The organism is Clostridium sp. OS1-26, from assembly GCF_030915445.1.
GTDB lineage: Bacteria > Bacillota > Clostridia > Clostridiales > Clostridiaceae > Clostridium_AM.
In genome coordinates this window covers 2,070,359-2,095,155 of the sequence record NZ_CP133264.1, presented here as the reverse complement: position 1 = coordinate 2,095,155, position 24,797 = coordinate 2,070,359, and the positions used below count along the sequence as shown (strand labels likewise).

General features: G+C 36.7%; 23 protein-coding genes and 3 rRNA genes. 7 read left to right on the top strand and 19 right to left on the bottom strand.

The features are described from left to right. Positions 1-8: 8 nt before the first annotated feature. The 7 genes from treR to RCG18_RS10285 form a co-directional block, all read right to left on the bottom strand. A complete protein-coding gene (treR, locus tag RCG18_RS10315; protein ID WP_308041213.1) occupies positions 9-719 on the bottom strand; it encodes a trehalose operon repressor in 711 nt (236 codons plus the stop codon). A 35-nt stretch (positions 720-754) separates the two neighbouring features. Beyond that, on the bottom strand, positions 755-2,419 hold the full coding sequence (gene treC, locus RCG18_RS10310) for an alpha,alpha-phosphotrehalase (protein WP_308041212.1): 1,665 nt from the start codon (positions 2,417-2,419) through the stop codon (positions 755-757). A 100-nt stretch (positions 2,420-2,519) separates the two neighbouring features. Continuing rightward, a complete protein-coding gene (gene treP, locus RCG18_RS10305) occupies positions 2,520-3,941 on the bottom strand; it encodes a PTS system trehalose-specific EIIBC component (protein ID WP_308041211.1) in 1,422 nt (473 codons plus the stop codon). A 422-nt stretch (positions 3,942-4,363) separates the two neighbouring features. Next, positions 4,364-4,549 (bottom strand): hypothetical protein, encoded by a 186-nt coding sequence (locus tag RCG18_RS10300; protein ID WP_308041210.1) that lies wholly within the window; start codon positions 4,547-4,549, stop codon positions 4,364-4,366. Positions 4,550-4,570: 21 nt separating this feature from the next. Next, positions 4,571-4,687 (bottom strand): 5S ribosomal RNA (gene rrf / locus RCG18_RS10295). 190 nt (positions 4,688-4,877) lie between these two features. Next, positions 4,878-7,771, bottom strand: a 23S ribosomal RNA gene (locus tag RCG18_RS10290). Between the two features lie 311 nt (positions 7,772-8,082). Continuing rightward, a 16S ribosomal RNA gene (locus RCG18_RS10285) occupies positions 8,083-9,591 on the bottom strand. The 16S, 23S and 5S rRNA genes sit together here, the layout of an rRNA operon. A 553-nt stretch (positions 9,592-10,144) precedes the next feature. On the opposite strand from RCG18_RS10285, the gene RCG18_RS10280 reads away from it, so the two are divergent. Next, positions 10,145-10,693: a nitroreductase family protein gene (locus RCG18_RS10280; protein WP_308041209.1), complete on the top strand. Its 549-nt coding sequence runs from the start codon at positions 10,145-10,147 to the stop codon at positions 10,691-10,693. 67 nt (positions 10,694-10,760) lie between these two features. On the opposite strand, the gene RCG18_RS10275 is transcribed toward RCG18_RS10280, so the two are convergent. The 3 genes from RCG18_RS10275 to ric form a co-directional block, all read right to left on the bottom strand. Continuing rightward, complete coding sequence (locus tag RCG18_RS10275) at positions 10,761-11,228, bottom strand: spore coat protein (RefSeq protein WP_308041208.1); 468 nt, start codon at positions 11,226-11,228, stop codon at positions 10,761-10,763. Positions 11,229-11,407: 179 nt separating this feature from the next. Next, on the bottom strand, positions 11,408-13,123 hold the full coding sequence (hcp, locus tag RCG18_RS10270; protein ID WP_308041207.1) for a hydroxylamine reductase: 1,716 nt from the start codon (positions 13,121-13,123) through the stop codon (positions 11,408-11,410). 217 nt (positions 13,124-13,340) lie between these two features. After that, positions 13,341-14,060, bottom strand: coding sequence for an iron-sulfur cluster repair di-iron protein (gene ric, locus RCG18_RS10265; RefSeq protein WP_308041999.1), 720 nt, complete (start codon positions 14,058-14,060; stop codon positions 13,341-13,343). A 257-nt stretch (positions 14,061-14,317) separates the two neighbouring features. On the opposite strand from ric, the gene RCG18_RS10260 reads away from it, so the two are divergent. Then, positions 14,318-15,556, top strand: coding sequence for an FprA family A-type flavoprotein (locus tag RCG18_RS10260; protein ID WP_308041206.1), 1,239 nt, complete (start codon positions 14,318-14,320; stop codon positions 15,554-15,556). Between the two features lie 228 nt (positions 15,557-15,784). On the opposite strand, the gene RCG18_RS10255 is transcribed toward RCG18_RS10260, so the two are convergent. Then, positions 15,785-16,504: a Crp/Fnr family transcriptional regulator gene (locus tag RCG18_RS10255; RefSeq protein ID WP_308041205.1), complete on the bottom strand. Its 720-nt coding sequence runs from the start codon at positions 16,502-16,504 to the stop codon at positions 15,785-15,787. Positions 16,505-16,847: 343 nt separating this feature from the next. On the opposite strand from RCG18_RS10255, the gene RCG18_RS10250 reads away from it, so the two are divergent. From RCG18_RS10250 to RCG18_RS10240, 3 genes are read left to right on the top strand one after another with little or no spacing between them, the layout of a single operon-like run. Next, positions 16,848-17,090 (top strand): spore coat associated protein CotJA, encoded by a 243-nt coding sequence (locus tag RCG18_RS10250; protein WP_308041203.1) that lies wholly within the window; start codon positions 16,848-16,850, stop codon positions 17,088-17,090. A 14-nt stretch (positions 17,091-17,104) separates the two neighbouring features. After that, a complete protein-coding gene (locus RCG18_RS10245) occupies positions 17,105-17,389 on the top strand; it encodes a spore coat protein CotJB (protein WP_178909148.1) in 285 nt (94 codons plus the stop codon). 3 nt (positions 17,390-17,392) lie between these two features. Beyond that, positions 17,393-17,944: a manganese catalase family protein gene (locus RCG18_RS10240; RefSeq protein WP_308041202.1), complete on the top strand. Its 552-nt coding sequence runs from the start codon at positions 17,393-17,395 to the stop codon at positions 17,942-17,944. A 43-nt stretch (positions 17,945-17,987) separates the two neighbouring features. On the opposite strand, the gene RCG18_RS10235 is transcribed toward RCG18_RS10240, so the two are convergent. The 5 genes from RCG18_RS10235 to RCG18_RS10215 form a co-directional block, all read right to left on the bottom strand. Beyond that, complete coding sequence (locus tag RCG18_RS10235; protein ID WP_308041201.1) at positions 17,988-19,574, bottom strand: recombinase family protein; 1,587 nt, start codon at positions 19,572-19,574, stop codon at positions 17,988-17,990. Positions 19,575-19,658: 84 nt separating this feature from the next. Next, a complete protein-coding gene (locus RCG18_RS10230) occupies positions 19,659-19,868 on the bottom strand; it encodes a hypothetical protein (protein ID WP_308041200.1) in 210 nt (69 codons plus the stop codon). Between the two features lie 182 nt (positions 19,869-20,050). Next, a complete protein-coding gene (locus RCG18_RS10225) occupies positions 20,051-20,335 on the bottom strand; it encodes a hypothetical protein (RefSeq protein WP_308041199.1) in 285 nt (94 codons plus the stop codon). A 104-nt stretch (positions 20,336-20,439) separates the two neighbouring features. Next, positions 20,440-20,817 (bottom strand): hypothetical protein, encoded by a 378-nt coding sequence (locus tag RCG18_RS10220; protein ID WP_308041198.1) that lies wholly within the window; start codon positions 20,815-20,817, stop codon positions 20,440-20,442. A 67-nt stretch (positions 20,818-20,884) separates the two neighbouring features. Beyond that, a complete protein-coding gene (locus tag RCG18_RS10215; RefSeq protein ID WP_308041197.1) occupies positions 20,885-21,235 on the bottom strand; it encodes a hypothetical protein in 351 nt (116 codons plus the stop codon). A gap of 198 nt (positions 21,236-21,433) precedes the next feature. Between RCG18_RS10215 and RCG18_RS10210 the strand changes: the two genes are divergently transcribed. Both RCG18_RS10210 and RCG18_RS10205 read left to right on the top strand, forming a co-directional pair. Next, complete coding sequence (locus tag RCG18_RS10210; protein WP_308041196.1) at positions 21,434-22,465, top strand: DNA methyltransferase; 1,032 nt, start codon at positions 21,434-21,436, stop codon at positions 22,463-22,465. 17 nt (positions 22,466-22,482) lie between these two features. Beyond that, a complete protein-coding gene (locus RCG18_RS10205; protein ID WP_308041195.1) occupies positions 22,483-22,935 on the top strand; it encodes a hypothetical protein in 453 nt (150 codons plus the stop codon). Between the two features lie 377 nt (positions 22,936-23,312). Here the strand turns inward: RCG18_RS10205 and RCG18_RS10200 are convergent, their stop codons facing one another. From RCG18_RS10200 to RCG18_RS10195, 3 genes are all read right to left on the bottom strand, one after another. After that, positions 23,313-23,768, bottom strand: a complete 456-nt coding sequence (locus RCG18_RS10200; protein WP_308041194.1) for a helix-turn-helix domain-containing protein — start codon at positions 23,766-23,768, stop codon at positions 23,313-23,315. 210 nt (positions 23,769-23,978) lie between these two features. Next, positions 23,979-24,083, bottom strand: coding sequence for a hypothetical protein (locus tag RCG18_RS29000; protein ID WP_374119129.1), 105 nt, complete (start codon positions 24,081-24,083; stop codon positions 23,979-23,981). Positions 24,084-24,278: 195 nt separating this feature from the next. Further along, complete coding sequence (locus tag RCG18_RS10195; protein WP_308041193.1) at positions 24,279-24,527, bottom strand: hypothetical protein; 249 nt, start codon at positions 24,525-24,527, stop codon at positions 24,279-24,281. Between the last annotated feature and the right edge of the window lie 270 nt (positions 24,528-24,797).

The window sequence follows — 24,797 nt, the reverse complement described above, 5'->3', positions numbered from 1 at the left end:
CTTGTTTTTTATTTTCTCCTAGCAAAGTCCACAAATCTAAACTTATCTGGTCTATGTCTAGATTCGGTATATTGAAACAGACTCATATCATCTAAATATATATAGTTTTTTACCACTACTATCATATTATAATTTTCAAAATCTAAGTATTTTTTATCTTCCTCTGTAACTTGTTGTACTGTAATTTCCTTTTTAGCAAAACTGATTTTCAGACTTAATTCCTTTTCAAGATATTCATATATTGAATTCTCGCAAATTTCCTTAGTCAACAATGGTACATACTTTTTGTTTAAAAAATCTTTATCTAAGATAATCTTTTTATTACCTATTTCTCTTACCCTTATAACTTTCCAAATGTCATCCTCTTCTGAAACATTTAATTGCTTTTTTAGGAATTTATCTGGTTTAACTAGCTCCAGTTCTTGTAAAATTGTGCTTGATTTTATGCCCATTTTCTCAGATAACTCTTTAAAACTTGTTAAACCTGATACAGGAAAATCAAATCTATTAATATCAATTACAAAAGATCCTTTTCCTTTTACTTTTTGAATATATCCGTTTCCTTCTAGTAAGTTTAAGGCCTTTCTCACTGTATCTCTAGATACAGTATACATTTGCATTAACTCATTTTCTGATGGAAGCTTTGAGTTAGCATCAACTTTGCCATTTTCTATTTTATTTACTAATTCGTTATATATAATTAAGTATTTACTATCCATTTTCTATCACCAATGATATTTTAACACCTCTTTTATTATTTCTCAAGATGATAAACTATTGATTCATATGATCTTAAATTGACTTTCTTAAAATCCTCACTTGAGTCTTTATAATTCGATATTAGAATATTACTTTTATGATGATCAAAATTAAATTGAGAGGGCAATTGAAATACAGTTTCTCTTCCATAAAAGTTGTTTACTACCAGTAACTTTTCGTTATTATAATTTCTTATATAAGCCAATATATCTTTATGGTCTTCTAATATTAATTCAAAATCTCCATATGCAACAATATCATATTCTTTCCTTAGTTTGATTAACTTTTGGTAATGATAAAAAATTGAATTACTATCTTCTAATGAATTTTCAACATTAATTTCCTTATAATTCTTACTTACCGATAACCACGGAGCTCCAGTGGTAAAACCAGCTTGACTACATTTATTCCAATGCATCGGAGTACGTGAATTATCTCGTGACTTTGACTGTAGTACCTTAATTATTTCTCTCTCATCTTTACCTTGTTGTTTTAATATATCATAGTAATTGATGGATTCTATATCCTTATATAAATTAATATTATCATAATACGAATTTGTCATTCCAATCTCTTCGCCCTGATAAATATATGGGGTTCCACGCATCATGTGTATTGACGTTGCTAGCATCTTTGCTGACTCTCTATGGTACTTTTGATCATCTCCAAAACGAGATACAATACGAGGTTGATCATGATTACACCAAAATACTGCACTCCATCCATTTCCGTTTTGAATTCCAAGTTGCCATGAATTAAAAATTGATTTAAGCTTTATAAAATCAAAATCCATCAGCGTCCACTTATCTCCATCTTTATAATCAACCTTAAGATGGTGAAAGTTGAATACCATTGACAACTCTTTTTCTTTCGGATTTGAATATTTAACACAATTATCTATTGTTGTAGATGACATTTCGCCAACAGTTACGATATCTTCATGTTTACCATAGGTTTCTTTATTCAGCTCCTTTAAATATTGATGAATATGTGGTCCGTCTGTATAAAATCGTCGACCATCGCCTTCATAGTCATCCTCATAGTCATCTGGTTTTGAAATTAAATTAATAACATCAAAACGAAATCCTTTAACTCCTTTTTCAATCCAAAAATTCACAATATCAAAAACTTCTTTCTTCACATCTTCGTTTTCCCAGTTGAGGTCAGCTTGAGTTATATCAAATAAATGCAAATAGTATTCTTCAAATTCTTTTACATATTCCCAGGATGAACCACCAAATTTCGATACCCAATTCGTTGGCTCTCTGTCACCCTTTGCTTCCTTAAAAATATAATAATTCTTGTATTTTTTATCACCTTTTATAGCATTTTTAAACCACTGATGTTCTGTAGATGTATGATTAAATACCATATCTAACATAACACTGATACCTAACTTCTTAGCCTCTGAAACCATTTCCTCAAAATCATCCATAGTTCCAAACCTTGGGTCAATATTACAATAATCCTCTATATCATATCCATTATCTTTTTGAGGAGAAAGATAAAAAGGAGTTACCCATATATAGTCTACACCTAATATTTTTAGATAATCTAACTTTTTGGTTATGCCTTTCAAATCACCAATTCCATCTCCATTGGAATCATTGAATGATTTAGGATATATCTGATAGACTACACTCTTTTTAAAATCTTTCATGAAATTCACTCCTTTATCCTAAATATACAATGCGTATAAACGAAGGATTTAATAATTCTTCTCTTATACGCACTACAATATTAATATCTTTTGTTTACTTTTATTTCTTCTGTGCAATTTTCTTTTTAGCAAATATAATTGTCAATATAAATGGTATGACAATGGCTACAAGCATTGCTAACGCGAAAATTAACATGTACTGAGGCTTTATTGATAAAATACCTGGTAAACCTCCAACTCCAATTGAATTCGCCATAACTCCTGAACCTACTGAGATAACAGCTGCAATTGCTGAACCTATCATAGCAGCTAAGAATGGGAATGCATATTTCAAATTAATACCAAACATAGCTGGCTCAGTTACACCTAAATAGCATGATATTGCAGCAGGAATAGATACCTGTTCCTCTTCTTTATCACCTCTATTTAAATATATTATTGCTAAAACTGCTGAACCCTGGGCAATATTTGATAATGCAATCATCGGCCATAAATTTGTTCCTCCAAATTGAGCCATTAATTGCAAATCTATAGCATTCGTCATATGGTGCAATCCAGTAATAACTAATGGTGCATAAGTAAATCCAAATATAGCTGCAAATAGCCATCCAAATGATGAAGTCAAACTTGAATATACAACGCCTGAAATAAATTTCCCTATCGCCCAACCTATTGGTCCTAAAATGGTATGTGCTATTAATACAGTAGGAACTAATGCTAAAAACGGCACTACTATCATAGATATATATTCAGGAACAATTTTACGCACGCTTTTTTCCAACATTGCCAAAAGAAATCCTGCAAGCATTGCTGGAATAACTTGAGCTTGATACCCTATCATTTGAATTTTTGCAAAGCCAAAGTCCCAGAAAGGTATTTTATCAACAGGAGTGCCTGCAACGGCATAAGCATTCAGTAGCTGTGGTGATACTAGCGTTATACCTAATATAATCCCTAATATCTGAGTTGTACCCATTTTTTTAGAAATAGACCACGTTATTCCTACTGGCAAGAAGAAGAAAATTGCTTCTCCAATTAACCATAAGAATGAGTGAACACCAGCCCAAAACTGATACTGCTGTACTATTGTTTTAGTTCCACCTTCAAGTAACTTAATATCTCCAATTATATTACGAAAACCTAGTATTAAACCTCCAACTACAAGAGCAGGAATAAGTGGTGTAAATATTTCTGCTAAATTAGCAAGTAATTTCTGAATAAAGCTCATATTGCTTTTGGCAGCAATCTTGGCCTGCTCCTTACTAACACCATCTACACCAGTAATTTCTACAAAGTCATTATAAAATATGGACACTTCATTACCTATAATAACTTGGAATTGCCCCGCCTGCGTAAAGGTACCTTTTACAGCCTTGATACCTTCGATTTTTTTAACATCTGCCTTTTTAGCATCGTTTAATACAAAACGCATACGTGTTGCGCAATGAGTTACTGCAGCAATGTTTTCTTTTCCACCAATATACTCTAGCAACTGTTTTGCTTCACTTGAGAACTTACCCATACCAAAACCCCCACTATATTTTTATTTTATTACTCATGAACATATTATTACCGTCTCTCGAAACCTATACGTACAAGTTATGTTATAAATAAATTATAACTTGTACGTACATGCTAGTCAATACGTTTTCATAATTTATGATAAAAATAAATAGTTATATTAAGTAAGCCTAATGCATTCGCTAATAACGGCCTGATTGTTCATATTATCAAATATCTTATAATTATAAAAAACACTAAGATTATTTTTAGTATCCTTTATAATTCCTCTGGATATGTCACTTATTTCTTTATATAAATAAGTAACACCAAGCATTTGCTTGGTGTCTTTTCTATTATCTAGCGATGGACTCCTCTTTTACAAGTCTCTTCTGCATTGCATCGATACTGTAAAGCTTAACCGACCTGTTAGGGATGAGTATGTTACTCAATTATTTGCATAAATAAAAAAACACCAAGCATTTGCTTAGTGTCTTTCATATTACCTGGCGACGACCTACTCTTCCACAGGGTCTCCCCTGCAGTACCATCGGCACTATCAAGCTTAACCAACCTGTTAGGAATGGGTATGTTACTTACTTTTTTACATAAATAAAAAACACCAAGCATATGCTCAGTGTTTCTATTATTACCTGGCGACGACCTACTCTTCCACACAGTCTCCCGTGCAGTACCATCGGCACTATGAAGCTTAACCGTCGTGTTCGGAATGGGAACGGGTGTTACCTTCACGTCATTACCACCAGATCTGCAAAAATTGCTGTAAGCTTCGTATTACTGCGTCAGCTCCCTCCCTGCGGTACTCATTTACAGATCAGTAAACTCTGTTCCTCGTTCAGTCGCTTCCTTGTACTACTCGCTTCTATCAATTTTTAGTTATTACTTTTTGCTTTCAGAAATACTTGTTCTCTGAAAATTGCACAGTGTTATATAATATTTGGTCAAGCCCTCGACCTATTAGTATCAGTCAGCTGAACATGTTACCATGCTTACACCTCTGACCTATCAACCTTGTGTTCTTCAAGGGGTCTTACTAGCTTACGCTATGGGAAATCTAATCTTGAGGTGGGCTTCACGCTTAGATGCTTTCAGCGTTTATCCCGTCCCGACATAGCTACCCAGCTGTGCTCCTGGCGGAACAACTGGTGCACCAGAGGTCAGTCCATCCCGGTCCTCTCGTACTAAGGACAGCTCCTCTCAAATTTCCTACGCCCGCGACGGATAGGGACCGAACTGTCTCACGACGTTCTGAACCCAGCTCGCGTGCCGCTTTAATGGGCGAACAGCCCAACCCTTGGGACCTACTTCAGCCCCAGGATGCGACGAGCCGACATCGAGGTGCCAAACCTCCCCGTCGATGTGGACTCTTGGGGGAGATCAGCCTGTTATCCCCGAGGTAGCTTTTATCCGTTGAGCGATGGCCCTCCCACGAGGAACCACCGGATCACTAAGCCCGACTTTCGTCCCTGCTCCACTTGTATGTGTCGCAGTCAGGCTCCCTTCTGCCTTTGCACTCTACGAACGATTTCCAACCGTTCTGAGGGAACCTTTGGGCGCCTCCGTTACTTTTTAGGAGGCGACCGCCCCAGTCAAACTGCCCACCTAACAATGTCCCGTGACCAGATTCATGGCCGCCGGTTAGAATCCCAGTACTGTCAGGGTGGTATCCCAAGGATGACTCCATAAGAGCTGACGCCCTTACTTCTCAGTCTCCCACCTATCCTGTACAGACAATACCGAAACTCAATGCTAAGCTACAGTAAAGCTCTACGGGGTCTTTCCGTCCAATCGCGGGTAGCAAGCATCTTCACTTGCACTACAATTTCGCCGGATTTGTTGTCGAGACAGTGCCCAAGTCATTACGCCATTCGTGCGGGTCGGAACTTACCCGACAAGGAATTTCGCTACCTTAGGACCGTTATAGTTACGGCCGCCGTTTACTGGGGCTTAAGTTCACACCTTCGCTTGCGCTAAGTGTTCCCCTTAACCTTCCAGCACCGGGCAGGCGTCAGCCCCTATACATCAGCTTTCGCTTTAGCAGAGACCTGTGTTTTTGCTAAACAGTTGCTTGGGCCTATTCTCTGCGACCTACTTGCGTAGGCACCCCTTATCGCTAACTTACGGGGTCAATTTGCCGAGTTCCTTGACAACAATTCTTCCGCTGGTCTTAGGATTCTCTCCTCACCTACCTGTGTCGGTTTGCGGTACGGGCACCAACTTCCTCCATAGAGACTTTTCTTGACAGCGTGGAATCAGATACTTCGCCCGAAAGGGCTCCCCATCACGCCTCAGCTAATACAGGCGGATTTGCCTATCCTGTATACCTAAACGCTTAGACGCACATCCAATAGTGCGCACATCTTATCCTCCTGCGTCATCCCATTTGTAATAACGTCAGTTGGCGGTATCGGAATATCAACCGATTGTCCATCACCTACGCCTTTCGGCCTCGGCTTAGGTCCCGACTAACCCTGAGCGGACGAGCCTTCCTCAGGAAACCTTAGGTTTTCGACCAATAAGATTCTCACTTATTTCTCGCTACTTATGCCAGCATACTCACTCCTGTACAGTCCACCGCTCCTTTCGGTACGACTTCAATCCATACAGGAAGCTCCTCTACCGCTCTTTCGAGCCCATAGCTTCGGTGGTAAGTTTTAGCCCCGGACATCTTCGGCGCAGGATCTCTCGACTAGTGAGCTATTACGCACTCTTTGAATGAGTGGCTGCTTCTAAGCCAACATCCTAGTTGTCTTAGAAATCCCACATCCTTTTCCACTTAACTTACACTTTGGGACCTTAGCTGATGATCTGGGCTGTTTCCCTTTTGACCACGGATCTTATCATTCGTAGTCTGACTGCTGAGATTCAAGTATATGGCATTCGGAGTTTGATAGGGTTCAGTAACTGTTGTCAGCCCCTAGCCCATTCAGTGCTCTACCTCCATTACTCATTCTCAACGCTAGCCCTAAAGCTATTTCGAGGAGAACCAGCTATCTCCGAGTTCGATTGGAATTTCTCCGCTATCCACAGCTCATCCCATGGTTTTTCAACACCAACGTGGTTCGGTCCTCCACGGAATTTTACTTCCGCTTCAACCTGTCCATGGATAGGTCACCCGGTTTCGGGTCTACGACATGCAACTTATTGCCCTATTCAGACTCGGTTTCCCTTCGGCTGCGCACCTTAAGTGCTTAACCTTGCTACATATCGTAACTCGCTGGCTCGTTCTACAAAAAGCACGTCATCGCACGTAAAAGTGCTTTGACCGGTTGTGGACACACGGTTTCAGGTTCTATTTCACTCCCCTCCCGGGGTTCTTTTCACCTTTCCCTCACGGTACTGCTTCACTATCGGTCACCAGTTAGTATTTAGCCTTGGGAGGTGGTCCTCCCTGCTTCCCACAAGGTTTCACGTGTCTCGTGGTACTCTGGAGCAGATCTAGAGTCTTCTCTTTTCACTTACAGGGCTGTTACCTTCTACGGCGGAGCCTTCCAGCTCTCTTCAATTAAGATACCTCTCCGTTTATGATCTGTCCGCAACCCCAGGAACAAGTTCCTGGTTTGGGCTCTTTCCCTTTCGCTCGCCGCTACTTAGGAAATCGATTTTTCTTTCTCTTCCTCCGGGTACTTAGATGTTTCAGTTCCCCGGGTATATCTCTATAAACCTATGAATTCAGTTTATAGTACACTACGTTAGTAGTGTGGGTTGCCCCATTCGGAAATCTTCGGATCACAGGCTATTTGCGCCTACCCGAAGCTTATCGCAGCTTATCACGTCCTTCTTCGACTACTGGTGCCAAGGCATTCACCATGCGCCCTTTGTAGCTTGACCATCTAAATTAATATTACCTTCGCATTACTGCGTCAGCTTCCCTCACTGCGGTGCTCATTTACCTTAAAGTAAACTCCGCTCCTCATTCGGTTGCTTCCTTGTTCTGCTCGCTACTATTAATTTATATTAATTCTTAAATCTACAAAGGTTACTTACTTATATAATAAGTAGTTTTACCTTCAGCTTTACTTTTATTTATATATCACTGTGCAATTTTCAAAGAACAATTGAAGAATACTATGATCCTTCAAAATTAAACAGAGTGTAAACAAACCTTCAAGATAGAATTACCTATCTTGTCGACTCCTTAGAAAGGAGGTGATCCAGCCGCAGGTTCTCCTACGGCTACCTTGTTACGACTTCACCCCAATCACTAACCCCACCTTCGGCCGCGTCTTCCTTACGGTTAGACTACGGACTTCGGGTGTTGCCAGCTCTCATGGTGTGACGGGCGGTGTGTACAAGGCCCGGGAACGTATTCACCGCGACATGCTGATTCGCGATTACTAGCAACTCCAGCTTCATGTAGGCGAGTTTCAGCCTACAATCCGAACTGAGGGTAATTTTATAGTTTTGCTCCACATCACTGTATTGCTTCTCTTTGTATTACCCATTGTAGCACGTGTGTAGCCCTAGACATAAGGGGCATGATGATTTGACGTCATCCCCACCTTCCTCCCGGTTAACCCGGGCAGTCTCACTAGAGTGCTCAACTTAATGGTAGCAACTAATGATAAGGGTTGCGCTCGTTGCAGGACTTAACCTAACATCTCACGACACGAGCTGACGACAACCATGCACCACCTGTCTTCCTGCCCCGAAGGGCTTCCTCCATTACGAGTAATTCAGGAGATGTCAAGTCTAGGTAAGGTTCTTCGCGTTGCTTCGAATTAAACCACATGCTCCGCTGCTTGTGCGGGCCCCCGTCAATTCCTTTGAGTTTTAATCTTGCGATCGTACTTCCCAGGCGGAGTACTTATTGTGTTAACTGCGGCACAGAAGGGGTCGATACCTCCTACACCTAGTACTCATCGTTTACGGCGTGGACTACCAGGGTATCTAATCCTGTTTGCTACCCACGCTTTCATGCCTCAGCGTCAGTTACGGTCCAGAGAGTCGCCTTCGCCACTGGTGTTCTTCCTAATCTCTACGCATTTCACCGCTACACTAGGAATTCCACTCTCCTCTCCCGCACTCTAGACTTCCAGTTTGAAATGCAGCACCCAAGTTAAGCCCGGGTATTTCACATCTCACTTAAAAATCCGCCTACGCATCCTTTACGCCCAGTAAATCCGGACAACGCTCGCCACCTACGTATTACCGCGGCTGCTGGCACGTAGTTAGCCGTGGCTTCCTCCTTTGGTACCGTCATTATCGTCCCAAAAGACAGAGCTTTACAACCCGAAGGCCTTCATCACTCACGCGGCGTTGCTGCATCAGGCTTTCGCCCATTGTGCAATATTCCCCACTGCTGCCTCCCGTAGGAGTCTGGACCGTGTCTCAGTTCCAATGTGGCCGATCACCCTCTCAGGTCGGCTACGCATCGTCGCCTTGGTGAGCCTTTACCTCACCAACTAGCTAATGCGCCGCGGGTCCATCTCAAAGCGGATTACTCCTTTAATTAGTTCTCCATGCGAAAAACTAGTGTTATGCGGTATTAATCTCCCTTTCGGGAGGCTATCCCCCTCTTTGAGGCAGGTTACCCACGTGTTACTCACCCGTCCGCCGCTAATCCACCCCGAAGGGTTTCATCGCTCGACTTGCATGTGTTAGGCACGCCGCCAGCGTTCGTCCTGAGCCAGGATCAAACTCTCAATTTAAAAGTTTGAATGCTCATTACTGTTGTTTTTGACTACTAACAAGTAGTTCAAAAGAATTGCTGGTTTAGTTTACTTAATAAAAATCATCTTGATTTTTAACCTCTGTTTAATTTTCAAGGATCATCTGTCGTTCAAGACAGCTTATAAAGTTTCTCATACTTACTTAACTTTGTCAAGAACCTTTTTTGAATTCTTTTTGTTAAGCTTAGCTGCCCTTGACAGCTTCATTATAGTATCACACAAGCTAACTTGTTGTCAACATATTTTTGACTAACTTTTTTAACTTGTTTGCCGCTCACTCAAGCGACGAATGTTATCTTACCACCTTTTTATTAATAGATTATATTTTATAGTTTGTCTGAGGTTAAATTAGCTCATTAATTCTGCATATCTCAATATAATACTAGATATTAAGCATATTGACACGCCAGATTTAGTTTACTGCTTAAATTCGAATTAATCTCCGAATGATAACAACTTATAGATTTTCTTCTCAATTAAATAGGCTATAATATTATTTATATGAAGATTTAATATATAACGAGGTGTACCTATGAATTTTTTAGAATTAGTTAAAGTCCGTCAAAGTGTTCGTGAATATTCTAATATCTCCATCGAAAAGGAAAAGATAGATAGATGTCTCGAGGCAGCTCGTCTCTCTCCATCTGCTTGCAATTCTCAGCCATGGAGTTTTATCATTATAGATACTCCAGAGCTAAAAGATAAAATCGCAAGATCAACTTTTAATGAGCTTGTGTCTTTTAATAAGTTTTCATTAAATGCACCTGTCCTAGTAGTAATCACTGCAACAAAAGGAAACCTAAAAACAAAAGTTGGACAAATGATTACTAGTATTCCTTATTATTTAATTGATATTGGAATTGCAGCAGAACACTTTTGTCTTCAAGCTGCTGAAGAAGGTTTAGGTACTTGTATGATAGGATGGTTTAATGAAAAGAAAATAAAAAAGCACCTAAATATAAGCAAAGATCAAATGGTTGCACTATTAATTGCTGTAGGTTATCCTAAATCAGCTAATGTAAGAAATAAAAATAGAAAACCAATAGATGAAATATCTACTTTTAATTTAACTGATTTGTAAATATTATAAACATCTAAACTTTAAAGGCTGTTGATAACTAAGTAGTTATCAACAGCCTAATGTAAAACTATTGAACTTTATACATACCTTTGCTTTCCATATACTGAAATACAGATTCTCCATGCTTTTGTTCTTCTTTTTGTATATGGTTTAAAACATCGCGAACATTTGTATCTCTAAATTCAAAGATTGCAGTATCGTAAGCTCCAGAAACATATTTTTCTGTCATTAAAATATCTGTACACATGTCATAGTCAGATAAATTATGTACTCCTGAAGTCATATTCTGGTTTGTACTTTGATTATTATTTTGCTGATTACCTTGTTGATTCATCTGAGGAATATTTCCGCTTAATAATTGGTTTATACTGTCTAAATGTGTTCTCTCGGACTGCAAACTAGCATTAAATATTGCTTTTAATTGACTGTCCGTAGCCTGATTTGCATAATTAGTATACTTTACTATGCAAGCTTCCTCATGACTTTTTTGATCTTCAAGTAACATTCTTTCTTTTTGTGATAAATTTACTTTCATAAAAACACCTCCAAATATATTTTGCATAGATTAGGAAATATTTATACAAAATAATATGAAAAAGAGCTTGTGCCAAAATAAGTCACAAGCTCTTTTATTAGTGTAAGTTTATTTAAATTTAAGTAAACTACCATCAACTTCACGGATGGGGATATTTAATGATAGTATTTAACTTTATATTATCCTAAGAACATCTTCATATCATCATCAACATTTGTTATTCCACCTATTCCAAAGTTCTCTACTAGAACCTTAGCTACATTTGGTGAAAGGAATGCTGGTAAAGTTGGTCCTAGGTGAATATTTTTAACTCCTAAGTGAAGTAATGCAAGTAAAACTATAACTGCTTTTTGCTCATACCAAGCTATATTATATGATATAGGAAGTTCATTAATATCCTCTAATCCAAATACTTCTTTTAATTTAAGTGCTATTACTGCTAGTGAATATGAGTCGTTACATTGTCCAGCATCTAACACTCTTGGAATTCCTCCAATATCACCTAAGTCAAGCTTATTGTATTTATATTTAGCACATCCAGCTGTAAGGATAACTGTATCCTTTGGAAGTTTCTTAGCAAAGTCTGTATAGTAATTTCTGCTCTTAGCTCTTCCATCACAACCAGCCATAACGAAGAATCTCTTTATAGCTCCTGTTTTAACTGCTTCTACAACTTTATCAGCTAAAGCTAAAACTTGGTTGTGTGCAAATCCACCAACTATTTCTCCTTTTTCGATTTCCTTTGGTGCCTGACACTTTTTAGCATGTGCAATTATAGCTGAAAAGTCTTTTGGTTGACCATTTTTTCCATCTGCTATATGCTTAACCCCTGGAACACCTGTTGCGCCAGTAGTATACATTCTATCTTTATATGAATTCTTAGGAGGAACTACGCAATTTGTAGTCATTAAAATTGGTCCATTGAAGCTTTCAAATTCTTCTGTTTGCTTCCACCATGCATTTCCGTAGTTTCCTACAAAGTGCTTATATTTCTTAAATGCTGGATAGTAGTTTGCTGGAAGCATTTCACTGTGAGTGTATACATCTATTCCTGTTCCTTCTGTTTGTTTTAACAATTCTTCCATGTCTTTTAAGTCATGTCCGCTTATTAAGATACCAGGTCTATTTCCAACACCTATATTAACTTTTGTTATCTCAGGATTTCCATAAGATTCAGTATTAGCCTTATCAAGTAAAGCCATAGCATCTACCCCATATTTACCTGCTTCAAGTACTAGATCTATTAATCCATCTACTGCTATACTGTCATCCAAAGTTGCAGCTAATGCCTTTTGCATAAATCCATGAAGATTTTTATCATCATATCCTAAGTTATTAGCATGCTTAATGTATGCTGCCATACCTTTTAATCCATAAATTAAAAGCTCTCTTAATGATCTTATATCTTCATCTTTAGTAGCTAGTACGCCTACTGACTCTGCTTTTAAATCAAAATCATTTACGTTATCAGCAAACCATATTGCTGCTTCTGGCAGGCTAAGTTCTTCTTCTTTTTGTGCTCCACCAAATCCAAAGATTTTTTTAAGCCATGAAGTATTTTCTTTTGATTCAGTAAGTTTTCCACCAGCTTTTATATACTGTTGTTTAACTTCTTCTCTTAATTGTAATCCTCTTTTTATTCTTTCTATAAATACGTTTCTGTCAAAGTTTGCATTAGTTATAGTTGCAAATAAACTCTCTACTACAAATTTATTTGCTTCCTTATTTTCTACTCCTAATTCTCTGGCCTTTGTGCTAAATATAGAAATTCCTTTTGTTATATATATTAATAAGTCTTGTGCTTTTGCTAGGTCTTCTGTCTTTCCACATACACCTTTTATTGTACATCCTTTGCAATTTGCTGCCTCTTGACATTGATAACAAAACATACTCATTTAATTCTAACCTCCATAATATTAATTTATTTCATTTTGATTATATACTTTCTAAAACTTTACCATTAAAGTACACATTACCACTGCAGAGTCTCATTAATCAACGGCTCTGCAGCTGATATGTGCTAGATTGTTGTTGTTCACTTGATGATTTAATTATAACTTCATCTATAAACTTATTCCGTAACAATTGTTACGAATATAAAAGATTTTTTGCTTATTTACTATTATTTTTTTCTTTAAGCTTTGGAAACAAAATATTGTTTTCTAAATGTATGTGTTGAAAAGTATCTGCTTCTAACTCTTGAAGCTTTTGATAAGTCAATTTAAAAGTGTTACACACATCTGCAGGTATTTCATATCCATTTGTAATTTTTCTTAGCTCCTTAAGTATATCTCCTGCCCCCTCATGTTCATTTTCTAACTCCTCCATTATTGAAACTACCTTCTCTAATGACTCATTCGATGGATCTGACTCATACTTCTTTATTAACGGAAATTCAATTTCTTCCTCTTTAATAAGATGTTCCTCTAACTCTGTTTTAAGACTTGCAAATAATCTATGCACTCTTGTTAGCTCCTTATGATTAGCACCATGTACTCTTAGTATCTTTGTTGTAAGTTCATAGATTTTAGGAAGTTCAATTTGTAAATATGCATGGTGAGTATTTACTATATAATCAACCAAATCGCTGTAAGACATTACATTAAAATCTATATTTTTATCTTTTATTATTAGTAAGTTGTTATATGCTTCTTCAAGCTTGCTCATTATCTCTTCTTCCTTTATCCCTCCTTCTTTTATTGCATCTATTAATGGTCTATTTCCTCCGCAGCAAAAATCAATATTGTAGTCTTTAAATATGTCCATAGCTTTGGGAAAATTTGCTGCAATATAGCCTATACTATCTGAACTTTTAAATATAAATTTATTCATCATTTATCCCTCCAAATATTTTTTTGTACATATAATTTATACTGGTTTGTAAGTAGAGTATAAACTCAATTTATAAATCCTACTTTACTCTGCTTACTTATCAGCAGTATCTCGTGTTTATGAGTCAATTATATAAAAAGTTTATCTATTAATCTGTGACTGTAATCAAATTTTTAGTTGATTTTAATCACTGCACTCAATTCTTACTAAACCTATAATGAAGTCATCAATTAAAAATTCAAAAGGAGATGTTTTATATGATAAATAATAAATTAGTTGAAAAAACTTACTGGATTGGAAAAGTAGATGATAGGAAAGTACCTTTTCACAGATTAATATTAGAAAAGGGAACAACTTATAATTCATATTTATTAAATACAGAAAAGCCCACTATTATAGACACAGTTGATATTATGTACGGAAGAGAATTTGTTAAAAATCTTGAAGAAATAATAGATTTAAACAAAATTCAGTATGTTGTAATTAACCACGTTGAGCCAGATCATGCTGGTGCATTACCTATATTATTAAATAAAGCTAAAAATGCAGTTATAGTAACTACAGAAAAAGCAAGAGAGTTATTAAATGGAATGTTTAAACTTAATAATCAAGAGTACTTAATAGTTAAGGATGGAAATACTCTTAATATCGGTGAAAAAACATTAAAATTCTTTGAAACACCATATCTGCACACTGAAGAAACTATGATTACTTATTGCATTGAGGATAAAATACTTTACCCATGCGATATTTTTAGTACTCATATTGCTAACAATGAATTATTTAATGATTTAGCTAAAGAAGATATAATTGAAGATTTTAAAGTATATTATAGCTTAATAATGAGCCCACACAGAACTTATATCAGAAACATGATTGATAAAGTTAAAGAACTTGATATTAATATAATAGCTCCTTCTCATGGATATATATTAAGAAGCGATGCCAAAAAATATATCGACCTTTACGATGAAATGAGCACCGTTGATCTTAATAAAACGGATAAAAAAGCTCTTATATTATTTAGTAGCGTGACAGGAAATACAGGAAAAATAGCTAAGTCTCTAGCTGAAGGCTTAAACTCCACACACATTAGGACTGAAATATTTAATATTAAAAGCGCCAATATAGATGATTTAAAAGAATCAGCCTTGAAATCAGATGCTATACTTATAGGAAGTTCTACAAAATATGGCGATATGATAGGCAACCTAGAAGATACAATTAAAGACTTAATAACTTTAGATTTATCTAACAAACTTGGCGTAGCATTTGGATCCTTCGGTTGGAGTGGTGAAGCGATAGAAATAATAAATGATTATATCAAACAAAGCAATATGACTTTAGTGGATACTTCTTATATTGTTAAAAGCACTGGTGCTAACCACATAAAACTACCTTTAAAAATTAACTATTTTGACGAAGACACATCAGCAAAATTATGTGTTGATGCTGGAAAAGAAATTGGAGAATTAATCCTAAAACAAAGCAACTAATAGATACTCCCTATATAAATATAAAACTAGAAAATTGACTTACACCCCGGGCTATGTTTCCAAGCTTCAGTCCGTTAATAACTTTTAGCCGGTATAAAGCTTGTGTTCCAAGATAACCTTAGAACCCTTTACTAAGACTGTCACAAAGTTTTTAAATCTACCTTCAGCTTTGGAAACATATCCCTTTGTGTAAGTCAATTTTCTAGTTTGTTTCCCTATAAAGAGATTCTAATCAATGCTTTTAAGATATTCTATATCCTTTATAATTATTTTTTTATTACCCTGAAGCTCAATTATTCCCTCTTCTTGCATACTTGTTAAGGTTCTACTTACTGTTTCTCTCGTAAGGCCAGCATAACTTCCTATTTCTTCTCTGTTTAAAGGCAAATCTAATATTACTGTATTTCCTTCTTCTCTTCCAAAATCTTTTGCAAGGCTTAATAGAACTCCTACTATTCTAGATTCTACATCCTTTGTGCTTAATCTCTGTACTAGACTCTCAAGGTTCATTAATCTATCATGTACTACTTCTAATATCTTAAAAGTTATTTCAGGATTTTTTTCTATTATTCTATCAAAGTTTTCCTTAGTTAATGCACATATAGCTGTATCTTCCAAAGCTTCCGCATTAAATTCAACCTTACTTCTCTTTAACAAACTCAATTCTCCGATAAAGTCTCCATCAGTAAGTATGTATAATATCTGTTCCTTTCCTTCTTTTGTGTATTTAAATATCTTAATCTTTCCCTTATTAACAATATATAGCTTATCTGATACGTCTCCTTCAAAGAATATCATTTGACCCTTTTTATATCTTCTATTTATAACAGTATTAGCAATTTCCGCTAGTTGATTTTCATGTAACGTTGAAAAAATATATACTTTTTTAGCGCAATACTTTCCAGTGCATTTTTCACAGTGGCATGAGCTTATTAAATTGTTCTCCATTATACTAAAATCACCTCATTCGCATATTTCAAAGATATAAATAAAAAAAACGTATATAGTTTAAACCTGTTTATAATAATTTTACCTTCTAATACTGCACTTGTAAATTTTTAACGCTTTTAAATATCTTATTCACTGAATTAGTGTATTAAACATATCTATATATCATGCGTCATTATATTGAATTAGCGCTTTGTTCCTTCTTATTATGTCCTAATCTATAAGTATATTAAGAATAAATGTAATTTATGATAAGAAATCTATATTAATTGTAACAAGTTTATATTTAGCATCATATGATGTTATTGTGTAAGCAACATAAACAAGGAGGATAAACACAACTATGGCAAAAGACACAAATTCAAGAGTTAATATGTATACTACAAACTGTCCACCAAAGCAACAATGTATTCCGCAAGAACTAGTAATAAGAAATGTAAGATTAGCAGCTGCATATGTACCTTATCAAAGACTTTGTACTCTTCTCTCTCCTATAGAAGCTCTTAAACATGGAACTGTTTTCCCAGAGCTTTATAGTCCTTATGAAGGAAAAGATAAAAAATGCAGGCCAGTCTCTGACTGTTAGAAGGAGGTACTATTATGAAGCATGATATGAATAAAAAAGAACTTTTAAAACAAATTACCGCTGTGACTTTTTCACTAATAGACCTCCATTTATATCTTAATACCCATCCAACTGATCAGAATGCCCTTGCAGCACATAATTCACTTGTAACACAGTCTCGTATGTTAAGACAGGAGTATGAGAAATGCTACGGACCATTGTCTTATGGATCCTATAGTCATTGTCCATGGCAATGGATAAATGAGCCTTGGCCATGGGAATGTGAGGCTAACTTTAGACTTAGTGGAGAGGAGAGGTAGTATATGTGGACATACGAAAAGTTTCTTGAGTACCCTGTAAAAATAAAAAACCCTAATCCCAAAATGGCAACTATAATCATTACACAATATGGCGGTCCTGATGGAGAGCTGGGTGCATCATTAAGATATTTAAGTCAAAGATTCTCTATGATTACACCTCAAGCCATAGCAACATTAAATGATGTAGGTACTGAAGAATTAGCTCACTTAGAAATGGTTGGTTCAATGGTTCATCAATTATTAAAAGGTGCAAGCATTGAAGAAATCAAAGCAGCAGGTGCTGAGTCTTATTATGCAGACCATGGTAGAGGAGTGTACCCAGTAAGTGCTTCAGGCGTTCCATTTACTGCTTCAGTTCTCCAATCAAAAGGTGATCCTATAGTGGACTTAACTGAAAATTTAGCTGCTGAACAAAAAGCAAGAGCAACCTATGAGTATCTCATAAATCTAGCTGACGACCCAGATGTAATAGAACCTTTAAAATTCTTAAGAGAAAGAGAAGTTGTACATTATCAGAGATTTGGTGAAGTATTTCGTAAGAATGAAAGTGAATAAAAAACTGCTGAAACACTAGGTTCTCAGCAGTTTTTTTATTGAATTATACACGCCACACAATCTCAACGCTTTCCTTACAAACTAGCACCTTCTGAATAAGTATATCGACCACGGTTTGCTTATCCTCTCGTGATACTTCGTCCCACTCGTCAAAGATTTCTTCTATTTGTTCAGGGTCGAGGCTATCCCTACTAATAGAACTACTTTCAAGTCTTACAATCTTGTCATTAAGTTTCTCAATCTCATCATTAAGCTTATCTACTGTTTTGTTTAAACGCTCTTTAATAGTAGAACTTGCAGCGACAAATGTATCTACAATTTCGTCTATTTCTTTGTTTTTAGTTGCTATCTCTGCCTTAATTCGGTTTATCTCCGAAGTGTTAGGGTTTGGCTGGTCTTGCTCTACTTTTAGGCTTAGAACCTTTGCTTTCAGTTGTTCGAGTATAACTCCTTCTAAAAAGTCCTTTTTAACTACTCCAAAACCTGTACACCTACGGTTACCACATACCTCTGAACATAGAAAATACTCATTAAATGTTGTTTTTCCTTGCCATTTGTTATAGCGTAGTGCATACCCACACTTAGCACATTTCAGCTTTCCTGAGAGCCAAGTGGCCTCAACACGTTTTGACCTTGGAATTTGAATATTCTGTTCGGCCTTTAGTCGACATTTAATCCATGTACCTGAATCTATTATGCCCTCGTGTGGAGCTAATACAAGCAGCATATCTTTGTAATGAGCCATATTCTTACTGCTTTTAGTGTCCTTTGTTTCCTTTATATTCTCTACATCTTTACTATCTTTACTATCATTAGGTTTAAGTTTAGGCTTAGGTTTTGTGTATAAATAACATCCATTCGTGCCGATAAAACGCTCTGGTGGGTCAACTATCTCAGTACCTCGTGACGAATAAAACGCATATACGTCAGCGTCAGCTCGTACATATATTGGATTACGCAGTATCTCTGTTATTCTCGGAGTTGACCACTCAATACCACGAGCTTTTTTTATATTATTTTCACGCAAATATTTTACAACTTCACCAATTGAAGTGCCCGGCCTCGAGTATAAATCAAATAAAATCTTTAACTGCCTAACTTCTTCGGGTTCTGGTGCATACTGCGATGACTTTTTTCCGTCTATTGTAAAAGGTACACGCTTAAACCCGTATGGAACACGACCTCCCATATAAAACCCCTTACGACTACGGTTGGTGTAAGCATCAACTACACGTTGCTGAATAGTTTTACGCTCAAGCTCCGCAAATACCATCACTATTTTTAACATAGCTTCGCCTGCGTCTGTCGTTGTATCAAATTTCTCTGTGCAGGATATAAATTTCACATCTTTAGCCTTAAATACATCGTAGGTGTTTACAAAATCAACAACTGAACGGCTTATACGGTCCATCTTATATACGATTACGGTACTTATTTTACCGGCTTTTATATCTTTCATCATTCTCTTAAAGTCGTCTCTGTCAAGGTTCTTACCTGAAAACCCTTTGTCCTTATATACTTCTACTTTCTTCTTCAGTATCCTAGCTTCTAACATACACTCATCTATTTGTGTTTCTATACTAATTGAGTCCTTTTTGTCTACTGATTGACGTGCATATATTGCTATCATTTATGTAACCCCCTTATTAAGGCAGATAAAAAGTGCCTATATTGGCATTATACCAACGTAGGCACTCATTTTCAACGCTTCGTTTTATTCACTTTCAGTTTTAAGTTTTTTGTGTATGCTAGATAGTATATTAAATAAATCGTTAGAAACTCGCTTCTCAGCTGTTTTTCTTTCTGTCGCTGTCATCTTTGGTGTTGTATGTATAACTTGTACTTGTTGACCTCTTGAATCCATACATACACCCCCCATAGTTGTAATGTATGATTGTGTTCCTTGTCTTGTTACTCTTTTCATAATTAATTCCCCCATAAAATGATTTTTATGGGCTATATTTAGCGAGGCCTAGAAATGCAGCGAATAAAACATAATAATTTTTACTGCTACATCATCGGCCTAATAGGTTATGAGCAAATAAAAGACCATCTATTGTGTAACAGTAGGTGGTCTCATTTGCTTATATTAAGTTTTACATATACTTATTCTTCTTCTGACACAGCAGCAACCTTAGGGACGAAAGTACCAGTTTCGAGACTGTATCTAAGCTTAAGCAATATATCAACAATTGGCTTATCATTTGTTGGTGCACTATGGTCATTGTCCATCTTTTCGAGGGTTGCTACAACATCAACACCCTTAAGAGTTACTTTCATCGCAAATCCGTCAGGTGTTTTCATCACACTAACCCAGTCACCATAAGTTTTGTGTAGGTACTCGTTCTGCTCCTTAAAAAATTTCACTAAGTCAATTTCTTTCTTTTGCATATTCATGTTCCTCCATTTTTTTTATAAAATTTTATAGTATAAGTGATAATACTGCGATGCAGTATTATCGTCCTATATAATAGGTAGTGATTTATTTAATCCTCTTACTCATAGAACATTTCCATGTACTTGTCTACTCCGACAGATTCTTCAAATCTCGCCTCTGCTTCTGCAAAGGCTTGCCTAGCTACAAACATCTCAGCTTCAATCAGTAGCTCATGTATATAATCATTGTAACCCTTACACTTATAGCAGGTATTCGCAAGCTCGATGCGGAGTTGCTTCAATTTATTTTTAAGTTCACACGCACATCCCTCAACATCAAGCCCCGCAAACTCTGCCATATAACCATATATAGATTTTTGAGCTATCTTGTGGTGCTCCCGCATTTTATCCAAAACCAACTCAAGCTCTGCTATGGAGCTATGCAGTTTTTTACAAACAACCCCTTCTTCTTTGCATCTCTTTACTGACTTTTTCATAATTTGTTTACCTCCAAATATTTATTATTTTTGATTGATTTTACTATACATTTAGCAAGTCATGATATTACAAATAAAACCCTTCAAGCACTTCCATTTTATTTTTAAGATTTTCTTCAGCTACCGAAAGTAGTTGTTTTGCTACTTTTACATCACTCTCAGCCTTTGCCTTTGCTATTTTAACTTTTTCTGCTCTTTCACACTTTAAACAAGTTTTTCGTATGCTCTGAGCAAGCTTAGCTTGCTCAGTTGCAAAAACATCAAGCAGTACTTCAGCAACTCTATCACCATCATGTTCTTCAGTCTCAAGTTGTTCAATTTTTGAAAGTAGTTCTGCCAACATATTGTATTTACTGCGTATCTTACAACATACCTTTCCTGTACCTAAACAGTTTTTCATTGTTTTTACCTTTTTCATAATTTCATTCCTCCAAATATTTTACTAATCGCTTCTGTTGCGATTTATACCCTACTTTGAACAGGGTCTGAATTTGCATGGAGTAGCTAAAAAATATATTTTTAACCACTTATACTATACTTTTACTAAAACGTTCTATAAGCCTTCGGCCTACTGTGTTATAATTAAAACCAGTAAAGGCAAGGAGTACAGCTACTTATGAAAAAACACTTAACACAAAACGAGAAGCGCCAACAAATAAAACTACATCTTAAAATAAACTGGCAAGCCAGTAATCGTAGCGTTGGGCGTGCCTTAGGTATACATCACACCACAGTCAAAAGTGTACGTGATGAAATGATTCAATCTGGACGATTTAGCCACCTGTACACCACAGATAAGGGTGATAGTTGGAAAAATCACCCATATTTGCAGTTAGATGAGAACAAAGGCCTAATTGAAACTTTAAACCCTCGTAATCTTAGAGCTATAAAAAGAATAGACGTTTTGGATTACATGATGGCTAACCCGCAAATAAAATCACCTTGCGTTGCACAGGCTAAACTCGCTAAAGAGGCTATTATAAGGCGTAAAACAGCCCCTGTAACGCTTACAGAGGCTGATATAGTTATTAGGAAGGCAAATGTATGCAACATCGAAGAACTGTCCTTTGTGCCTGATTGTGGCGTTGATTTGTGCATATGTGACCCGCCTTGGGATAGCACCTCCGCTGAGGTCTGTGCAGGGATTGCAAATGCCGCCTCAGCTAAACTCAAAGATGGAGCGAGTTTGCTAGTATTAACGGGGAGTTCACATTTAGACGAGGTTATAACGTCCCTTAGCTCCAATAAAACCATCAAGTACCACTGGTTGCTTGTATGTCCACTCCCACAAGGTGCTCCTGCCTCTACAAGCTGGTTAAAGGTGCAGAGTAAAGTAAGGTTGGTGCTATGGTACACCAAAGGAAAGTACAATGGAGAAATATACTCGGACTGGATAAACCGGCCTACACTCGGAAATGATGCCAGTAAAACCCACCATATTTGGGGAGCTCCTGAGGAACTGATTTCGGAGTTGATTACACGCTATAGCAATCCGGGTGACTATGTAGCCGATTTCACCACAGGGGGAGGTTGTTCCGCTGTATGTGCAGTCAAGCTAGGGCGTAAGTATTACGGTTCAGACATTAATGAAAAAGCTGTCAACACTACTATTAAGCGTGTTAGACAGCTCTTTGGATACACCAAATAAAAAGGAGATATAAAACTATGGACAAATATCGTCGCTATTGTACTAATTGCAATAGGTATTATACATATAAACATAAATGTGATACACCTGTGTTTATATACATTAGGAGAACTACAAGGCGTATAGTAGACAGATTGCAATATTTAGGTTTTAAGGTATTAAGTACAAATATAATACCCGATATGGACTTTAATAGTAATAATTCAGACTTTTACAGAACCCGCATCGAAGTAAACTTTAAGCTAGCTTATTCTGATTCACTTTTGGCAGAGCTACCCGAAGGATGGTGCTGGGAAGTTAATACAATTGCACCTTCTTCACTCGTTTATACAGTTGAAATTAAGCGTAATGAAATAGGTTCTAAGCTTACACAGCAATTAAGCAATCAAGCTATAATCGAACTAGAAAAATATCTGAAAGCAAGAAATGCAGAAGGAATCAGAACTGCTATGCTGTTAATGTATGATTAATACTTACAAAGGTCCCACATAATAACTATATGATTGCCAATAAAACCTTACTGTTATAAGGAAAACCTAACATAAACATAGTTCTTCAAAGGCCTTCAATTATGTTACAAAAGTGAAGCTGAAACACCTGTTGGAACGGAGGGAACAGCTCAGCTGACCCCTTTACTTGCATACTTATAGTTACCTGCACCCAGTTGTGTAATTATTAAGTATTGTGCCAAGGCCTGATTAGTAGTTGAGTTAGGGTTCTATACTGTAAATGAGCTTGTAATCCCACCTACTACGGGTGTTAGTGGAGAAATGTTATATGTCGGCCCCGGAGACAGTTAAAATAGAAACAACGCAGTAGTCAAAACCTTGCTACTGCGTTGTTTTTGTTATTCTTCTTTTTCTCCATCATAATCATCATCGTAGACATCAAGTAGTTCGGCAAGCTCGCTTGGAAATGGACCTCTATAATACTTATTGGTTATATTTGATACAGGTTCAGGAACTTTTACTAAACTTGCTTTCATAGCTCTATCGGCCTCGATTTCAGCCGTTGCTTTTGCACGAAGCTCTCGCATCTCAGTTTTCCATGCGTCTATATCATCACCAAACCCGCACTCCTCAGCTGGCGGACCATTGTAAACAGGTTCAGGTTCTTTAGGCTTCTGCGGGTTCTGCTTAGACTTCAAGAAGTCGTCAATATCTTCTTGTCTAAATCGCCTAGATGCACCTACCTTTACGCAGTACAAGTCACCTTTATCGGCCCATCGAATGACAGTCATTGGTGTCACTTTTAGCTGATAGGCTACATCGCCTACACGAAGATTATACTCTTGTAAATTCATAAGTAATCACTCCTTTTTAACAAATATCACAATAATCACATTTAGCACACAACTGTTATAAATGTGCTAAATGTGATTATTGTGATATTTTATATAATAGGTCGGCCTAATGCTAATTTTTAGGGCAAATAAAGAACGCCCTCAATGTGTAAGAGAGCGTTCTTTGAAAAAGGATGTATATAAAAAATGGAGGAGTCAATAAATAAAACCTTACTTGGTTACTGATGAGTGCTTAACACGCTCAGCAACTTCTGACTGCTTGGCGTTGTTCATCATCTTAACATCGTCTGTAAGGTATCCTGTAACCCGCCTAATAGCCGAAAACCTACATTCTTACCTGATTGGATTTCTTCTTTGGTGTTCAACTTGTCCTGCATCATATTCTAAACCCCCCAGAATAGCCTTCATTGAATTTCAGTGATAATCCTTGAGTATTTATATGTCCTTAAACTTGAAATACGCTGTGGGTCGTTTTAGAGCCTTTAAAATATGGTGCGAATAAAGACCAGCCTATTTAGTATGTTCAGCATCTTGATATATGTCGTATGTATCTACAATATCGTTATTCACGGAGCATATCACAAGTGCAGGAAGTTCGTTGTCAGGTGTATAATAGCTATATCGTCTGTCACTGGAGTGTAGAGTGTATCCGATATTCAGAAGACCATTCTCACAATAATCCTTTGCAGTAGATACTATCTTGTCTTTAAGTACATTGTTTACACTTTTATTACTATTTTTAGTGAACTGTATACTCATAAGATATAACCTCCTAAAATTAGTCCGATAAAACACGCCAATTCCTGAGCTGTCTGTACTTACCACTATAAGTGCGTAGTTACACCTATTGTCATTTTATATACTATAATTAGATAGGCTTGTTGTATTTTAGAAGACTTGAGTAAAAATTTTATCAATTTCAAAGGTTACTGCTGGATTACACGCCACGAACCACAAGCCTGTCGGAGTTAGTGGGATAGGAGATAGGAGCAAAGGCCCCAAAATAAAAACCACCTGCTGTGTAGCAGG

Excerpts from the sequence above, each read along its gene's own strand:
- treR (WP_308041213.1), bottom strand. The coding sequence starts at position 719 with ATGGATAGTAAATACTTAATTATATATAACGAATTAGTAAATAAAATA.
- treC (WP_308041212.1), bottom strand. The coding sequence starts at position 2,419 with ATGAAAGATTTTAAAAAGAGTGTAGTCTATCAGATATATCCTAAATCA.
- treP (WP_308041211.1), bottom strand. The coding sequence starts at position 3,941 with ATGGGTAAGTTCTCAAGTGAAGCAAAACAGTTGCTAGAGTATATTGGT.
- RCG18_RS10300 (WP_308041210.1), bottom strand. The coding sequence starts at position 4,549 with ATGCTTGGTGTTTTTTATTTATGTAAAAAAGTAAGTAACATACCCATT.
- RCG18_RS10280 (WP_308041209.1), top strand. The coding sequence starts at position 10,145 with ATGAATTTTTTAGAATTAGTTAAAGTCCGTCAAAGTGTTCGTGAATAT.
- RCG18_RS10275 (WP_308041208.1), bottom strand. The coding sequence starts at position 11,228 with ATGAAAGTAAATTTATCACAAAAAGAAAGAATGTTACTTGAAGATCAA.
- hcp (WP_308041207.1), bottom strand. The coding sequence starts at position 13,123 with ATGAGTATGTTTTGTTATCAATGTCAAGAGGCAGCAAATTGCAAAGGA.
- ric (WP_308041999.1), bottom strand. The coding sequence starts at position 14,060 with ATGAATAAATTTATATTTAAAAGTTCAGATAGTATAGGCTATATTGCA.
- RCG18_RS10260 (WP_308041206.1), top strand. The coding sequence starts at position 14,318 with ATGATAAATAATAAATTAGTTGAAAAAACTTACTGGATTGGAAAAGTA.
- RCG18_RS10255 (WP_308041205.1), bottom strand. The coding sequence starts at position 16,504 with ATGGAGAACAATTTAATAAGCTCATGCCACTGTGAAAAATGCACTGGA.
- RCG18_RS10250 (WP_308041203.1), top strand. The coding sequence starts at position 16,848 with ATGGCAAAAGACACAAATTCAAGAGTTAATATGTATACTACAAACTGT.
- RCG18_RS10245 (WP_178909148.1), top strand. The coding sequence starts at position 17,105 with ATGAAGCATGATATGAATAAAAAAGAACTTTTAAAACAAATTACCGCT.
- RCG18_RS10240 (WP_308041202.1), top strand. The coding sequence starts at position 17,393 with ATGTGGACATACGAAAAGTTTCTTGAGTACCCTGTAAAAATAAAAAAC.
- RCG18_RS10235 (WP_308041201.1), bottom strand. The coding sequence starts at position 19,574 with ATGATAGCAATATATGCACGTCAATCAGTAGACAAAAAGGACTCAATT.
- RCG18_RS10230 (WP_308041200.1), bottom strand. The coding sequence starts at position 19,868 with ATGAAAAGAGTAACAAGACAAGGAACACAATCATACATTACAACTATG.
- RCG18_RS10225 (WP_308041199.1), bottom strand. The coding sequence starts at position 20,335 with ATGCAAAAGAAAGAAATTGACTTAGTGAAATTTTTTAAGGAGCAGAAC.
- RCG18_RS10220 (WP_308041198.1), bottom strand. The coding sequence starts at position 20,817 with ATGAAAAAGTCAGTAAAGAGATGCAAAGAAGAAGGGGTTGTTTGTAAA.
- RCG18_RS10215 (WP_308041197.1), bottom strand. The coding sequence starts at position 21,235 with ATGAAAAAGGTAAAAACAATGAAAAACTGTTTAGGTACAGGAAAGGTA.
- RCG18_RS10210 (WP_308041196.1), top strand. The coding sequence starts at position 21,434 with ATGAAAAAACACTTAACACAAAACGAGAAGCGCCAACAAATAAAACTA.
- RCG18_RS10205 (WP_308041195.1), top strand. The coding sequence starts at position 22,483 with ATGGACAAATATCGTCGCTATTGTACTAATTGCAATAGGTATTATACA.
- RCG18_RS10200 (WP_308041194.1), bottom strand. The coding sequence starts at position 23,768 with ATGAATTTACAAGAGTATAATCTTCGTGTAGGCGATGTAGCCTATCAG.
- RCG18_RS10195 (WP_308041193.1), bottom strand. The coding sequence starts at position 24,527 with ATGAGTATACAGTTCACTAAAAATAGTAATAAAAGTGTAAACAATGTA.